The sequence below is a fragment of the Natronoarchaeum rubrum genome (genome assembly GCF_024494695.1).
In genome coordinates, this window is sequence record NZ_JANHDP010000002.1 from 65,954 (window position 1) to 81,156 (window position 15,203).

The 15,203-nt window shown below is 64.8% G+C and carries 14 protein-coding genes and 2 tRNA genes; 7 read left to right on the forward strand and 9 right to left on the reverse strand.

Annotation, left to right across the window (positions count from 1 at the left end):
- Positions 1 to 15 precede the first annotated feature (15 nt).
- Positions 16 to 678 (forward strand): CRISPR-associated protein Cas4, encoded by a 663-nt coding sequence (locus tag NO931_RS04555; protein WP_256391457.1) that lies wholly within the window; start codon positions 16 to 18, stop codon positions 676 to 678.
- Positions 679 to 713: 35 nt separating this feature from the next.
- On the opposite strand, the gene NO931_RS04560 is transcribed toward NO931_RS04555, so the two are convergent.
- The 6 genes from NO931_RS04560 to NO931_RS04585 all read right to left on the reverse strand — a co-directional run bounded on the left by NO931_RS04560 (position 714) and on the right by NO931_RS04585 (position 4,964).
- Positions 714 to 1,301, reverse strand: a complete 588-nt coding sequence (locus tag NO931_RS04560; RefSeq protein WP_256391458.1) for an L-threonylcarbamoyladenylate synthase — start codon at positions 1,299 to 1,301, stop codon at positions 714 to 716.
- Between the two features lie 58 nt (positions 1,302 to 1,359).
- The gene (locus tag NO931_RS04565) at positions 1,360 to 2,691 is read right to left on the reverse strand and encodes a glutamate-5-semialdehyde dehydrogenase (protein WP_256391459.1); all 1,332 of its coding nucleotides are present in this window, start codon (positions 2,689 to 2,691) and stop codon (positions 1,360 to 1,362) included.
- Positions 2,684 to 3,547, reverse strand: a complete 864-nt coding sequence (gene proB / locus NO931_RS04570) for a glutamate 5-kinase (RefSeq protein WP_256391460.1) — start codon at positions 3,545 to 3,547, stop codon at positions 2,684 to 2,686. The genes NO931_RS04565 and proB overlap by 8 nt, the downstream gene beginning before the upstream one ends.
- Entirely contained in the window at positions 3,540 to 4,316 is a 777-nt protein-coding gene (proC, locus tag NO931_RS04575; RefSeq protein ID WP_256391461.1) for a pyrroline-5-carboxylate reductase, read from the reverse strand. Before proC ends, proB begins: the two co-directional genes overlap by 8 nt.
- 249 nt (positions 4,317 to 4,565) lie before the next feature.
- A tRNA-Gly gene (locus NO931_RS04580) sits at positions 4,566 to 4,636 on the reverse strand.
- Between the two features lie 121 nt (positions 4,637 to 4,757).
- A complete protein-coding gene (locus NO931_RS04585) occupies positions 4,758 to 4,964 on the reverse strand; it encodes a hypothetical protein (RefSeq protein ID WP_256391462.1) in 207 nt (68 codons plus the stop codon).
- A 147-nt stretch (positions 4,965 to 5,111) separates the two neighbouring features.
- Between NO931_RS04585 and NO931_RS04590 the strand changes: the two genes are divergently transcribed.
- The gene (locus NO931_RS04590; RefSeq protein ID WP_256391463.1) at positions 5,112 to 5,900 is read left to right on the forward strand and encodes an NAD+ synthase; all 789 of its coding nucleotides are present in this window, start codon (positions 5,112 to 5,114) and stop codon (positions 5,898 to 5,900) included.
- A 1-nt stretch (position 5,901) separates the two neighbouring features.
- Here the strand turns inward: NO931_RS04590 and NO931_RS04595 are convergent, their stop codons facing one another.
- Both NO931_RS04595 and NO931_RS04600 read right to left on the reverse strand, forming a co-directional pair.
- A complete protein-coding gene (locus tag NO931_RS04595; protein WP_256391464.1) occupies positions 5,902 to 6,630 on the reverse strand; it encodes a hypothetical protein in 729 nt (242 codons plus the stop codon).
- 82 nt (positions 6,631 to 6,712) lie between these two features.
- A complete protein-coding gene (locus NO931_RS04600) occupies positions 6,713 to 7,423 on the reverse strand; it encodes an enoyl-CoA hydratase/isomerase family protein (protein ID WP_256391465.1) in 711 nt (236 codons plus the stop codon).
- A 154-nt stretch (positions 7,424 to 7,577) separates the two neighbouring features.
- Here NO931_RS04600 and NO931_RS04605 point away from each other — a divergent pair, with 154 nt between their 5' ends.
- A complete protein-coding gene (locus NO931_RS04605; RefSeq protein WP_256391466.1) occupies positions 7,578 to 8,264 on the forward strand; it encodes a DUF7114 family protein in 687 nt (228 codons plus the stop codon).
- Positions 8,265 to 8,311: 47 nt separating this feature from the next.
- On the opposite strand, the gene NO931_RS04610 is transcribed toward NO931_RS04605, so the two are convergent.
- Positions 8,312 to 9,565 (reverse strand): RNA-guided endonuclease InsQ/TnpB family protein, encoded by a 1,254-nt coding sequence (locus NO931_RS04610; RefSeq protein ID WP_256391467.1) that lies wholly within the window; start codon positions 9,563 to 9,565, stop codon positions 8,312 to 8,314.
- A gap of 362 nt (positions 9,566 to 9,927) precedes the next feature.
- Between NO931_RS04610 and NO931_RS04615 the strand changes: the two genes are divergently transcribed.
- The 4 genes from NO931_RS04615 (at position 9,928) to NO931_RS04630 (ending at position 14,776) form a co-directional block, all read left to right on the forward strand.
- Positions 9,928 to 9,999: transfer RNA gene (locus NO931_RS04615), tRNA-Thr, on the forward strand.
- A gap of 277 nt (positions 10,000 to 10,276) precedes the next feature.
- Positions 10,277 to 10,648, forward strand: a complete 372-nt coding sequence (locus tag NO931_RS04620; RefSeq protein WP_256391468.1) for a sensory rhodopsin transducer — start codon at positions 10,277 to 10,279, stop codon at positions 10,646 to 10,648.
- 138 nt (positions 10,649 to 10,786) lie between these two features.
- Positions 10,787 to 11,113 (forward strand): DUF7552 domain-containing protein, encoded by a 327-nt coding sequence (locus NO931_RS04625; RefSeq protein WP_256391469.1) that lies wholly within the window; start codon positions 10,787 to 10,789, stop codon positions 11,111 to 11,113.
- A 150-nt stretch (positions 11,114 to 11,263) separates the two neighbouring features.
- Complete coding sequence (locus NO931_RS04630; protein WP_256391470.1) at positions 11,264 to 14,776, forward strand: LAGLIDADG family homing endonuclease; 3,513 nt, start codon at positions 11,264 to 11,266, stop codon at positions 14,774 to 14,776.
- Positions 14,777 to 15,203 lie beyond the last annotated feature (427 nt).

A 15,203-nucleotide genomic window follows, 5' to 3' on the forward strand; every position in this document is an offset into this window, starting at 1 on the left:
CGGCGAGAGCCTCGCGTGTCTCGTCACGCCTTCAGCGACCTCCGTCTCGCGGCGTACTGCCCGCGGAAGCTCTACTACGCCCGCCGCGAGGACGACCGATCGCCGCCGCCCGAGGTCGAGCGCCGCCGCGAACTGGCGTTCCGGTACGAGGAGCTGACAGCGGCCGCCGCCGACCTCACCGACGAGCCGATCGCGGTCGCTCCCGAGAAGTTCCGCGAGAATCTGGAGCGCGCTCGACGCCGCCTCGACGACTGGGAGGATCTCCGCGATCCAGCCGAGCGCGACGTTCTCCTCGCCGGCCGGGAGTGTCGCGGCGTCGTCCACAAACTCCTCGACAACCCGCCGCGTCCCTCGCTGATTTCAGCCGGTAGCCCGCCCGAGCAGGGCGTCTGGGACGCCCAATCGGTCCACGCCGTCGCCGCCGCGAAGGCGTTGGCCTGGGAGCGCGAGCAGCCGGTCGAGCGGGCCTACGTGGAGTACCCCGCCCACGGCGTCGTCCGGCCGATCGATCTCACCGTCCGCAGGAAAGCCCGGTACAGAAAGGCGATCCGTACCCTCGAATCGATCGACGGGCCGCCGCCGCGACTGCGCGACGACGCCAAGTGCGACTCCTGCGAGTACGCCGACGAGTGCGGCGTCCGGACGCGCTCGCTCCGCTCGATGTTGGGGTTCGGGTAGCTACCGAGGTCACTGCTCTGGCAGCGCCGCCGGCGTCAGTGCTCGTCGAGCCACGCCTCGATCTCGTCGGCCATCGCGCCCCGCCGGTGGATCGTCCCGTCGCTCACGTCGACGACGGTGCTCTCGGTACCCGCGGTCTCGCCGCCGTCGAGCACGACTGCGGCATCCCCGCGGATCTCCTCGTCGAGGTCGTCCGACCGCAGCACGCTCGCCCGTCCGCTCACGTTCGCGCTCGTCGCGGTGATCGGCGTCGGAGCGACGGCGTCCAGCAGTTCGAGCGCCAACTCGTGGTCCGGCACGCGCACGCCGACGCGGTCTTTCCCCGCGGTGAGGACGTCCGGCACCGACTCGCGGCGCTCGCAGACGACCGTCGCCGGACCCGGAAGGAACTCCTGCATGAACGCCCGCTCGCGCTCGGTGGGATCGACGTACTTCGCGGCCGTCTCGACGTCCGGCACGCCCAGCGACATCGGATTCGACCGGTCCCGGCCCTTCGCCTCGAACGCCCGCTCGACGGCGTCGGCGTCGAGCGCGTCGGCGCCGAGGCCGTAGACGGTCTCGGTCGGGTAGACGACGAGCCCGCCCGATCGAATCGCTTCGGCGGCGCGATCGATATCGGTCATTGGCGGAACGTGGTCGGTTGGACGGCAAAAGCGTGGCGTCACGCCGATGCGTCGACGCCTACCGCTCGGACAGCGACCCCGGCGTCCACGAGCCGTCGAAGTCCTCGTGGACGAAGGGTTTCGCGTCGGCGCCGGCGTACGTCCCGACGATCTGCCCGTCGCCTTCGAGGTAGTACTGGTACGTGGTGAGCCCTTCGAGGCCGACGGGACCGCGCGCGTGGATCTTTCCGGTGCTGATCCCGACTTCGGCGCCGAGCCCGTAGCGGTAGCCGTCGGCAAAGCGCGTCGAGGCGTTGTGGAACACGCTCGCCGAGTCGAGGCTCCGCATGAACCGCCCGGCCCGATCCGAGTCGTCCGTCACGATGGAGTCGGTGTGTTTCGAGCCGTAGGTCGTGATGTGACTGGTCGCGTCGCCGAGCGATTCAACGATCTTGACGGCGACGACGAGGTCGCCGTACTCGGTCTCCCAGTCGGCGTCGCTGGCTTCCTCCATCGACACGATCGCTCGCGACGCCTCGTCGCCCCGCATCTCGACGCCGGCGTCCTCGTACCGCTCGGCGATCATCGGCAGGAACTCCTCGGCGACGTCTTCGTGCACCAGCAGCGTCTCGACGGCGTTGCACACCGCGGGGTACTGCACCTTCGCGTCGTACGCGATGTCTGTCGCCATCGAGAGATCGGCGTCCTCGTCGACGTAGACGTGACAGACGCCCTCCGTGTGCCCGAGGACCGGGATGCTCGTGTTGTCCTGGATGTAGCTCACGAATTCGGAGCTACCGCGCGGCATGACGAGGTCGATCGAGTCGTCCATCCCGAGGACGGTGTCCACGTCGGCTCGCGCTTCGATGAGCTGCGCCCAGCCGTCAGGCACGTCGGCCGTCGCCTCCTCGATCAGCTCGAAGAGGACGCGGTTCGAGTGGCTCGCCTCGCTGCCGCCCTTGAGGATCACCGCGTTCCCCGATCGCAGACAGAGCGAGGCGATCTGAACGAGCGCGTCGGGCCTGGACTCGAAGATCGTTCCGACGACGCCGATCGGAACAGTGTTTTTGTACAGCTCCAGGTTCTCGTCGAGTTCTCGGGCCGTTTGGGTCGTTCCCAGCGGGTCGTCCTGCGCGGCGACGCTCCGAACCATGTCGGTGATACTCTCCAGCTTCGACGGCGAGAGCTCGAGCCGGTCGACGAGCGCCTGCGTGTACTCGCCCGCTTCGAGGAGATCTTCGGCCTCGGCGACGTCTTTCTCGTTTGCCGCGAGGATCTCGTCGTGGTTCGCGTCGATCGCGTCCGCGATCGAGTGCAGCGCGTCCGATCGCGCCTCGTCGGACAGTCCTGCGATCTCCAGCGCGGCCGCCTGTGCCTCCTCGACTTTCGTTTCGGTCGTTTTCTCAGTCATCGTCCTCGTGATCTCCGTCGTTGTTTACCGGGACGAACAGCGTCCCGACCGTTCTCTCGTCGCTGATCTTGTCTAGCACGTCGTCCTCGGTAGACTTTGCGATGATGGCCGGGATGCCGTGCTCGCTCGCCGAGCGGGCCCCGGACACTTTCGTCTGGATGCCACCGAACTCGTCCGTCGAACTCTCCGAGACCAGTTCTTGTACTGCAGCGTAGTTGCTGTTGACGGCTTCGATCCGCTCCGCCGACGAGTCGTGTTTTGGGTTCCCCGTGTACACGCCGCCGACGTCGGTCAGCGTGACCAACAAGTCCGCGTCGATGCCGATCGCGACCGACGACGACAGCATGTCGTTGTCGCCGATGCGAAGCTCTTCGGTCGCGACGGCGTCGTTTTCGTTGAGTATCGGGACGATGCCCCACTCGAACAGCGTCTCGACGGTGTTCGTGAAGTTGGTGAACCGGTCCGGGTCGTCGAGGTCGTTCTCGGTCAGGAGGATCTGTGCGACGGTCTGGTCGAACCGCTCGAAGCTCTCCGTGTACCGCCGCATGAGCTGTGATTGCCCGACCGTCGACAGCGCCTGGGACTGTTCGACCGTCTCGTCGGTCAGATCGACCAGCCCCTTCCCCGCCCCGACCGCCCCGGAGGATACGAGCAGGACCTGCTTTCCCTGTCGGCGGAGGTCCATCACGTCCTCGACGAGCTTGTCTACCTTCTCGTCGTCGAGATTCGACTCGTCGTCGGTCAACGAGTTCGTCCCCGCTTTGACGACGACCAGATCGGCGTCCGCCGCCAGCCGTCTGGCTTCGCGGACGGCGTCGGCCTCGACGGGATCGGTCAGTTCGGGCGTTTCACTCATCGTCGTCCCCTCGCGCCAACTCCTCCGAGCGCCGTTCCGCGGCGGCGACCGCGTCCGCCACCGTCTCGTCGACGGTGCTCTCTCGAAGCACTTCCATACCCTCGATGGTCGTCCCCTTCGGCGAACAGACGTCGTCGATGAGTTGCTCGACGGATTCCTCCGACTGAAGCACCGTCTCGGCGGCGCCCTTGAACGTCTGTGCGGCGAGTATCTTCGCGTCTTCGGGGCTCAACCCGCTCTCGACGCCCGCGTCCATCATCGCTTTGATGAGATAGAAGACGAACGCGGGCCCGCTCCCGTTGACCGCGGTCGTGGTGTGCATCTGCGCTTCGTCGACCTCGACGAACACGCCGGCGTCGTCGAGAAGCTCGGCGACGTCGTCGGTGATCTCCGCTCCCGCAACGGCTGCCGCCATGTCTCCCGTCGCGGCTGCGAGGTTCGGCATGACCCGAACGACGTCGGCGTCGGTCCGCGGTTCGAGCGCGTCCGTCGAAACGCCCGCGGCGATCGAGACGAGCGTCTGGTCCGCCGAGAGGTCGAGGTCGTCGACGATCGCCGCAGTGAGATCCGGTTTGACGACGACGAACACGACCGTCGCTTCGGCCGCGGTCGCGAGGTCCGTCGTGGTCGTTTCGCAGTACGCTTCGACCTCGTCGAGCGCCCCCTCATCGACGTCACAGGCTGTGATCGTGTGATTGCCGGTCCTCGAAAGCCCTCGAATGAGGGCGCTCCCCATATTTCCGCACCCGATGACGCTGACGTGTACCATTGCTACCCGACTACAGCCGTGTGAGACACAAAGCGGCTATGATTTTGCCGTCGGCTTTTCGCGACGGGGGTGCGGGCTCGACGGCGGTCTCGGTCGTGACGCAGTCGCTCGTGATGAAATCCTCGCAGAAATGCGCCGGCCGGGACCGAGCGAACGCTTCGCGTTCGCGAGGGTCGGAACGGCTTCGCCGTTCCGGGAGTTCACCGAGCGCAGCGAGGTGAACGTCGGCCGGCAAACGACCGCAGGGAGTGCGCCGGCCGGGAATTGAACCCGGGCTATGAGCTTGGGAAGCTCATGTCCTACCACTAGACCACCGGCGCTCGTTCGCTTCGCTCACTCGCGCCCCGAGGCTCGCGATTCCTTTGGAATCGCTCACCACCAGCGCTTGAAACCTGCTTGAGGATGCCCGCACTTGAACGTAGCGCTTCCGTCGGCGAATCGTCACTCTCGAAGTCGCCAGACGTCGCGCACGTTCGGTACCGGCACGGCACCGGCGGCCAGCGCGCTGCCGACCGCGAGCGCGTACCAGCCAAGCGCCGCAGCGGTGCTGTCGACGCCGTCGATTAGCGCGAACGCGATGCCACAGCCGACGATCCCGAGCCCGATGACCGCCCAGGCCGCGAGCGTCCGCTGTGCTTCCGGTTCCATGTTCGAGTACTCGGACTCGAGGGTCCTAAATCCTGCCCGCGATCTCTCGGAATTACTTCGACGATCGCCCACGTTTCGAGTCGAAACGAGGACGATATTTGGGGGCAACGGACAGCTATTAGCCGGTCCAGCACTAATTCTTCGGTAATGGTGGACCTTCGATTCTCCGACGCCGAACTCGCCGCTCGGCGCGATCACATCACGACGTTCATTGCCGAGCAGGTCGCGGCGGCCGGCGCCGACGGCGCCGTGCTGGGGCTCTCGGGCGGGATCGACAGCACTCTCGTCGCACACCTCGCCGTCGAGGCGCTGGGCGAGGACGGCCTCCGCGGGCTGGTGATGCCCGGCACGGTCAGCCGCGACGACAACATGAGCGACGCCGAGCGCGTCGCGCTCGATCTGGGCATCGAGTACGACGTGATCGAGATCGGGCCGATCGTCGACGCGTTCGTCGACGCCTATCCCGAGAGCGAGGGCGACGAGGTCGCCGTCGGCAACGCTCGCGCCCGGACGCGGGCGGTGCTCAACTACCTGGTGGCCAATCACGAGGACCGTCTGGTACTGGGCACCGGCAACCGGAGCGAGGCGCTCGTGGGCTACTACACGAAGTACGGCGACGGCGCCGTCGACTGTCACCCGATCGGCAATCTCTACAAGCAGCAGGTGCGCCAGCTCGCCCGCGCGATCGGCGTCCCGGACGATCTCGTCGAGAAGCCGCCGACGGCGGGGCTGTGGAGCGGCCAGACCGACGAGGACGAACTCGGCATCCCCTACGACACGCTCGATCCGATCCTCGCGCTGCACGTCGACGGCGGCGTCCCCGCGGTGTCGACCGCGCGGATCGTCGACGTCGACGTCGAGACCGTCGAACGCGTCGAGGAACTGTACGAGCGCAGCGCCCACAAGCGCGCGATGCCGCCGTCGCCCGAGCGCTGAGTCACTCGGCCGACGCGTTGCTCGCCGATTCGTTGGTTTCCGAGCCGCCACTCGCCGACTCGTCGGTCACGACGACCTCGATGTAGTCGTTCTCCTCGAGCACGTACGTCTCCGGATCGACCGACTCGCCGTTCACTTCGTAGCGCACGGTCGTCCCGTCCTCGCTCCCGTCGTACAGCGTCCCGTCGTAGTAGAACGTGTCCTCGGTGACGCCGAAGGCCGTCGTCTCCAGGCCGTACTCCAGGGTGACGCCGCTGGCGTGGCCGTGCCAGCGCGCCTCGCCGCGCTCGAAGTGGAACGCCGGACTGGCGCGGGGGTGCTGGAACGCCGCGCGGGTGAAGTCGATCGCCTGGCCGTCGACGGTGACGCTGATCTCGCCGTGGTAGTGCACCGTAGCCTGGTCGTAGGGCTCGTAGACCTGGTCATCGCCGGCCGGCCCGAGATCGAAGCCGGGCGGGTTCGGCGCCGCTCCCTGTTCGCCGAGGTCGCCGTCGCCGCCCCCGCCGAGCGCACCGGAGACGACGACGTAGGTGAGCAGGCCGGCGATCAACGCGACGCCGACGATGCCGACGGCGTACAGCGCCAGATCCCGGCCCTCCTCGTCCCCGTCGTCGGCGTCGATCCGTCGGCGGTCGATCGCTCCGAGCTCGCCGCGGTGGTCGGCTTCGAGATGATCGAGGTAAGCCGACTCGTCGGAAAATGAGGCGTCGCAGTAGTCGCAGTCGGGCATGCTACCGACTGGGTGCTTCCCCGTATCAAAGCTGTCGGCTCGCTGGGTCCGCGGCGTCGTTGCGACAGGTCGCACCGAGTGATCACTCCTCCTCGCGCCTACGTGCGCGCAAGTCGTCCGCCCGCTCGACGACGAGTTTCGCGAACGCGTCGGCCTCCCGACGTTCCCGCGCCTCCCGATCGGCGTCGTCGCGCAGTCGGCGTTTCACCGCGCGCACGGCGGCGGCGTCGTTGCCTGCGATCTCCGCGGCGACGGTCCGGGGCTCTTCGATCACGCGCGAAACGAGGCCGGTCCGCAGCGCGTCGTCGGCGTCGAGCGCGCGCCCGGACAGCGCCAGATCCATCGCGTCGCCGCGGCCGACGATCTCCGGAAGGCGGACCGTCCCGCCCCAGGCGCCGAACAGCCCGAACGTGACGCCGGGCTCGGCGAACGTCGCCGCGGGCGTCGCGACGCGCACGTCACAGGCCAGCGCCAGCTCGACGCCCCCGCCCCGCGCGGCGCCGTCGATCCCCGCGACGACCGCGCTCTCGGCGGTCTCGATGGTTCGTGCGACGCGCTGGCCGCGCCGGGCGAAGTCCCGGGCCTGGTTCTCGTCGTCGAGTTCGGCCACGGCGTCGAGATCCGCGCCGGCGCAGAACGCCGAGCCCGCGCCCGTCAGGTACACCACGGTCTCGTCGGCGTCGTCGATCGCCGCGGCGAGGTCGTCGAGCGCCGCCGGCGTCAGCGCGTTTCGGCGCTCCGGTCGCCCCAGCCGAACCGTCCGAACGTCCCCCTCGACTTCGGTCTCGATCATACGTCTCGTGGCGCGCCCGCGACCGTGTAGGTTCCGGCACCGGTCGCAGGCGTCTCGTCGGCGCCGCCCTCGTGTGCCGGTCGGCTCGATCGCGTCGCAGCCGCCCCCGGGCGTTTCCAAAGGTCTTTGCCTGTCCTTTCCCTAGCCCGCGGTGATGGACGATGCCGCGAGGATACGGCGCGCAGCCACCGACGCCGTCTCCGACATCGAGCCCCGACGGCTCCGCGAGGAGATCGACGACGCGCTCGCGGACGCCTCGATGGCCCCTGGCGCCCTCGTACTGTTGAGCGCTCGCGCCGTCGACGACTCGGTCGCCGCCGAGCCGGTCGCGGAGCGCGGCGCCGGCGTCCAACTCATCTACGAGGGGCTTCGGCTCACCCGACAGCTCGCTCACGACGAGCCGTGGGCTGACCTCGACCCCGCCGATCACACCGAGCCAAACCTCGCCGTACTCGCCGCCGACGTTCTCGTCTCGCGGGGATTCTACCTCCTCGCGCGCACGGAGGCGGCCGGCGCGGCGGTCGACGTCGTCCGGGCGTTCGGGCGCGACCAGACGCTGCGGCGCGACGCCGAGAACGCCCGGGCGCTGGATCGCTCGCTGGAGACCTCGGTGCTCGAACTCGCGGTGATCGCGGGCACCACCGCGGTCGACGGCGTCAGCGCTGACGCCGCTCCGGCGCGGCCGCGGCTCATGCAGGTCGCGACGGAACTCGGTCGGACGACCGAGCTCCCGCTGGCGCCCGCGGCGGAGCTGTTCGGCGACGGACTGGACGCTTTCCTGAGTTCGACGCCGAGCGACGGCGGCGCTGACGATCAGGTCCGCTCGGCGACCGATCACTGACGCCACGACACCGCATGCCGGGGGTGGGTCGAATCGAAATACTTGAGCTACCCACGACCAAAGTCGCGGGATTCAGCGTGGACTCCCGTTCTGGCCTCAGTTGAGGCAGGAGAATAGCCTCCATTCACGGTCAACGTCCCGCTGTTCAAGCGCACGCCCAAGGGTGCGCCTCCGTCGCCGCCGGTTTGGATGCGACGGAGATACCGTAGACCGATATTCTTCGCGGCGTTGTAGTCGGCGTGATTCTCATACTCGCATTTCAGGCACTCGAACGCCTCACCATCACGGTTGTCGGGGTGGGTAAAGCCACAGTGTGAGCAACGGCGACTCGTGTTCTCAGGGTCAACTTGCTCAACCGTGATACCGTATTCTTCGGCTTTGTACTCAACGTAGTCGCACAAGCGGTCGAACGCCCACTTGTGCCCCCACGACGCGCCAGTTCGCTCACGGATGTCCGTCAAATCCTCAAATACAATGACAGAACACCCGTTCTCACGGGCTTCCGTGACGAGCTCGTTGCTGATGCGATGCAGCATCAGTTTGAACCGACCTTCTTCCTTCTGTCCGACTGATCCGATGTTCTGGTGTGCCCACCGCGTCCCGCACTGTTGGAGGTCGCCACGTCGCTTTTCGTATTCTCTGCGCCAGTGGTCGAACTCGTTGCCCGTCCAGAACGTGCCCGTGCTGGTGACGGCGAGGGTGTTCACACCGAGGTCAACCCCGAGAACCGTTCCGTTCTCAGGTGTTGCCTGTTCCGACGTGTCAGACTCCACTTCCATCTTACAGTGGATGTGAAGTGCCCATTTACCGTCATCGTAGTGTAGTTCCGCACCCGTCGTTTCGTATTTATCTGAAAAAAGATACTTCGAGTGCGGTGTGTCACTATCCTCGTCAGGTAGTACGTAGTCGGCTTCGATGCGACCGTCCGTGGTGGCGAGACTCACGTACTCACCGTGGAACGTTGCTGTGCGGTGGTCGTAGACGACGTGCGGGCTGGTGAAGGAGGGTTTCGACGCGTTCTTGCCGTGCTTCCAGCGGGCGACGACGCTTTTGCAGGCTTCAGCGGCTTTGTTCCTCGCTGCTTGCACCAGTCCCGCGTTGAAGCCATCTGTTTTCTCTCGCACGTCGCTATAGGTTGCGTCGTCCAGCGTGGTTTTGCTGGTGGTGACGTATTCGCCTTGGAAGGCGTGGTCGACGACGTACTGCGCCGACCAGAGGAACGTATCGACGGTGTCTTCGAGGAGTGCGGCATCGTCGCTATCTACGTCGAGTGCAACGGGGACGGTACGCCGCACGTCCATATCTTATATGAAGAAGTGGTGTTTCTTAAACGTCGGGATGTCGGCCTGCCACAGTAGCGTGGTTTGATTCAACAGTGACAGATTCATCCCACGGCTAAAGCCGTGGGTTTCTCCTGTATTTCGTATAATGCTTTAGCTCGTTGAGATTCACGAAAATGGAAATGTGATAGCAGTATTCCGGCTGTGAGTCCACCCGGCAGCAAGCGCTTTACACCGCTGAATGTCTAGGAAACCGCGATCGTGCGTTATTGATTGGGTACGTCACCACACGGCACTCTCGGGCGGTTTCATCACATATTTATACGCGACCGCAGTAGAATCGGATGCCGAAGGCGGAAATCGGCGTGTACGCATCATAGCGCGCCTGGGTAGCTTAGCGGTAAAGCGCGTCCTTGGTAAGGACGAGAGCCCGGGTTCAAATCCCGGCCTAGGCTCTTCTCGCGAACTCACGTTGCGGAGCAGCAGCATTGCGAGTATCGTGACCGAGGCGAATCGCTCGTCGGTGTCGACTGGCTCGATACCGACGCGCCCTCGCCGTCTTGCACCATCGGCGCCACGGTCACCGCGAGAGCGTCGTGGCGTCGCACTTCGTCTGGGCGGGCGATTAATCCGGGATCGACGAGCGCCCGTCGTACCTTCGGGCGTACGAAGCGGCGATTGTAGGGCCGATCGGGACCAACGGTTTTCCCGTCGGTCGTGGCACCGATACCTGTGATCGGAAAGCACTGCTGGGCGATCCCGGAGGGGTACATCCCCGCGGGGAGCACCGGCCCGGCCCCGGAGATGACGAGCCACGAGACGATTTGCATCCTGAACGCCGGCGACGAGGACGCCGACGTCGAGATCACGATCTACTTCAGCGATCGCGAGCCAGTCGGTCCCTACCGGCTGACGGTGCCGGCCGAACGCACCGAGCACGTGCAATTCAACGACCTCGACGACCCCGAGGAGATCCCGAGGGGCACCGGGTTCGCGAGCGTGATCGAATCCGACGTGCCGATCGTCTGCCAGCACACCAGACTGGACTCCCGGCAGGCCGAAAACGCGCTGCTGAGCACGATGGCGTACGCCGGCGACCCCTGAGCGTCGAGCGCGATGTCGACGCCGCGGCCCGTCGGCGGTTTCGAGCGGAGCGCAGCGAAACAATTTTACGGATTTAGGTAGACCTAAAACATACGATTGGCGCACCATCGTTCGCCGTCGAGAGTTCACCTCACAGCCATGACCTGCTCGCTTCGCTCACTTCGCGCTCGCGTCGAATCGCTCGCGACCAGCGACGGCCGCTTCGGCGTCGCCTGCGCCCGGACCGGATTCACGCCGGTTCCCGTCGCCGGGCTCTGGTTCGAGAGCCGCGAGGACGCCGGGCTGGCCGCCCGCTTCGCGAGCGCCTACCGCGCGCGCCTGCGACGCTTCGATCCGGCGATGGAGTACCACGATCTGGTGGTCCACGAGTGTCCGTCCGCTCCCGCGACCGCAGCCGTACGCGACGCCGAAGCCGAGCGCCGCGACGGCGTCGAAGCACGGCCGTCCCGCGAGGACGGCGATTGAACGCCGGCGTCGCTCCCGACGCGAAGCCGATTAATCCCGCCCGCATCCCCGCTCACGCTCCGTCTACCGGTCGCGCGTTCGACCTGTCTCCCGTCCAGTTACACTACCCTTTGCCAAGGTTCATAGGCGATGCCGCGTTACGAGAGAGCAATGGCGCGAGCGGAAAATACCGAACTCGTGGACTCTTTCGAGCAGTTCTATCGGAACTACTATCGGGAGGAGATCGGCCAGCTCGCGCAGAACTACCCCGGCGAGCAGCGGTCGCTCCACGTCGACTGGCAGGACCTCTACAAGTACGACCCGGACCTGGCCGACGACTACCTCTCCCAGCCCGAGCAGCTCCAGGAGTACGCCGAGGAGGCGTTGCGAATCTACGACCTCCCGGTCGACGTGAGCCTCGGGCGAGCGCACGTCCGCGTTCACAATCTCCCCGAAACCACCGAGATCCGGCAGATCCGATCGCGACACGTCGGCAAGCTACTGGGGGTTCAGGGGATCATTCGCAAAGCGACCGACGTCCGCCCGAAGATCGAGGAGGCCGCCTTCGAGTGCCAGCGCTGTGGCACGCTCACCTACATCCCCCAGTCTTCCAGCGACTTTCAGGAACCCCACGAGTGCCAGGGCTGCGAGCGGCAGGGCCCGTTCAATATCAACTTTGACCAGTCCGAGTTCGTCGACGCCCAACGCCTTCGGGTCCAGGAGAGCCCCGAGGGGCTGCGCGGCGGCGAGACGCCCCAGAGCGTCGACGTCACCATCGAGGACGACGTCACCGGCCAGGTCACGCCCGGCGACCACGTCACAGTCACCGGAATTCTCCACCTACAACAGCAGGGCAACGATCAGGAGAAGTCGCCGATCTTCGACGTGTACATGGAGGGCGTCTCCGTCGAGATCGAGGACGAGGAGTTCGAGGACATGGAAATCTCCGAGGAGGAGAAGGCCGAGATCGTCGAACTCTCGAACGACCCCGACATCTACGAGAAGATGATCGCGTCGATGGCGCCCTCGATCTACGGCTACGACCAGGAGAAACTCGCCATCATCCTGCAACTGTTCTCCGGCGTCACCAAGCACCTTCCCGACGGTTCGCGGATTCGGGGCGACCTGCACATGCTGCTGATAGGGGACCCCGGTACGGGGAAGTGCGTCAAGGGCGATACGAACGTCACACTCGCTGACGGTCGTGAGCGTCCGATCAAAGAGATCGTCGAGGCGAATCTCGAGGATCCCAAACCGGTCGACGACGGTGTCTATGACACGATAGACCAAGACGTCGTGTCGCTCGGTGCAGACGGCTCACAGTCGATCCAGCGAGCGACGAAGGTGTGGAAACGCGAAGCGCCCGAGCAGATGTACCGGATTCGGACGTCGAGCGGGTACGAAGTAGAGGTGACGCCGTCTCACCCACTATTTACTCCCGGCAATGGTGGTATCGATGCCGTTCGTGCAGGAGATCTATCTGAGGGCGCATTTGTCGCTACGCCACGGGAGATTTCGACGACTCCGGACGACACACTCGACGTGTCGTATCGGCGCTCTCAGTCCAATAACGCCGTCCGACTCGATCTTCCGGACGAGTGGACGCCGTGGCTCGCACGCCTCGTCGGCTACGTGATCGCCGAAGGATACGTCGAACAGCGGGATGACAATACTGGGTTCGTCTCGATCACGAACAACGACCGAGAGATACTCGATGACGTTGCCCGCGCATACGACCGATTGGGGCTCAACTACTTCGAGCGCGAACCGCACGAGGGCAAGGAAGCACGTGAGATCATCTGCACGTCCGGCGAGTTCGTTAGCTTCCTCTCGACCCTCGATCCCAGCATTCTGTGCGGATCGGCCGACCAGCGCGTCCCGTCGGATCTCATGCAAACATCGTCCGCGACGAAAGCTGAGTTCGTACGCGCGTTGATCGACGCGGAAGGACACGTCTCTGCCAAGGAACGGGAGATCACAGTCGCGTCAATGAGTCGTGAACTCCTTGAGAACGTACGGAGTCTCCTGCTTTCTCTCGGTATCACGTCGCAGTTAGCGCCTCGACAAAACGGAAGCTATCGGCTCCGGATCAGCGGTCCGCAGTTCGGACGCTTCGTCGATCAGATCGGCTTCGTCACGGACCGTAAATCGGCAGCTGCCCAGGAGTACGCTGAGACATCCAGTAACACCAACCGTGATGTCGTCCCGATCGACGGCGACGAACTGCGCGAGACACGCAACGACCTCGGATTGACGCAGTCGGAGTGTGGAATCCCGCGAACGACGTACCAGCACTACGAGCGCGGCTCTCGAAACCCGAGTAGAGGGAGTCTCCAATCTGTTGTGGACGCCTTTGAGAGGCAAGCAGGTGCGGCAGAGACGTTCACAGAGGTTGCTGCTGACGGCGGGACGACTGAGATTCAGCACAATGTCGAATCGCTACGCGAACTCACTGAAAACGGAGTTCTCTGGGACCGCATCGAGTCGATCGAAGCGATTGATCCTGAGTACGACTGGGTCTACGACCTCGAAGTTGCGGGCACCCACAGCTACCTCTCGAACAACATCTACTCGCACAATTCCCAGCTACTCCAGTACGTCCGCGAGATCTCGCCCCGGTCCGTCTATACCTCCGGTAAAGGATCTTCAGCTGCCGGGCTTACTGCTGCTGCGGTACGCGACGACTTCGGTGACGGCCAGCAGTGGACGCTCGAAGCGGGCGCACTCGTCTTAGCTGACAAAGGGATCGCCGCGGTCGACGAACTGGACAAAATGGATGCGTCGGACCGGTCAGCAATGCATGAGGGGCTGGAACAGCAATCCATTAGTGTAAGCAAAGCAGGAATTAACGCTACACTGAAAAGTCGCTGCTCTCTGCTCGGCGCCGCGAACCCCAAGTACGGCCGCTTCGACCAGTACGAGCCGATCGGCGAGCAGATCGACCTCGAACCCGCACTGATCTCGCGGTTCGACCTGATCTTCACCGTCACCGACCAGCCCGACGAGGAAGAGGACGCCCGCCTCGCCGAGCACATCATCCAGACGAACTTCGCGGGCGAGCTCAACACCCAGCGCAACGAGATGGCGACGCCCGACGTCACCCGCGAGCAGGTCGACGCCCAGACCGAGCAGGTCGAACCCGCAATCGAGGCCGACCTGCTGCGCAAGTACGTCGCCCACGCCAAGAGCAACGTGTTCCCGACGATGACCGAGGAGGCCCGCGATTCGATCCAGCAGTTCTACGTCGACCTTCGCTCGAAGGGGACCGACGAGGACGCCCCCGTCCCCGTGACCGCCCGGAAGCTCGAAGCGCTCGTCCGCCTCGCGGAGGCCAGCGCCCGCGTGCGCCTTTCCGACACGGTCGAGGCCCAAGACGCAGACCGCGTGATCGAGATCGTTCGCTCCTGTCTGCAGGATATCGGCGTCGACCCTGAAACGGGGCAGTTCGACGCCGACGTCGTCGAGACGGGTCAGTCCAAGACCCAGCGCGACCGGATCAAGAACATCAAGCAGCTGATCGCCGACGTCGAGGAGGACTATGAGGACGGCGCGCCGGTCGACGTGGTGATGGACCGGGTCGACGAGATCGGCATGGACCAGACGAAAGCCGAGCGCGAGATCGAGAAACTCAAGCAGAAAGGCGAGGTGTACGAGCCGAACCTCGATCACCTTCGGACCGCCTGAAACGGGTCGGCTTCGGTTCAAGTCGTTTGTACAGCCGATTGTGAGCCCTATTTTGGACTACTTTGTTTGATCACCTAGTGTAATCTTGCAATTGTCCTCTGTAGGCCTCACAACTGTCGAGATCGGACGATTGGGACGTTTAGAACTGGGGCTGGCTCAGCACCGATTTTCACGATCGGCGTTATCGACCGCAAGAGTAGGTATACGGCCTGTTTAGACAATAGTCGTGAGCTGACGACCCCAGCATGGCTGGAGCCAATCAGAAGGTGGTGAGATGTCGATATCCGGAGTTTCGGTAGCTATTGCAGACGAATTCCCTCCTGAAGATACCAACCACACGTCCTCTCGAACTGAGACGTCCGAGACCTGATCTCGTCCACACACCGACGCAGTCTTGCGGTTTTCATCTCTTGATTCGGATTCAGCG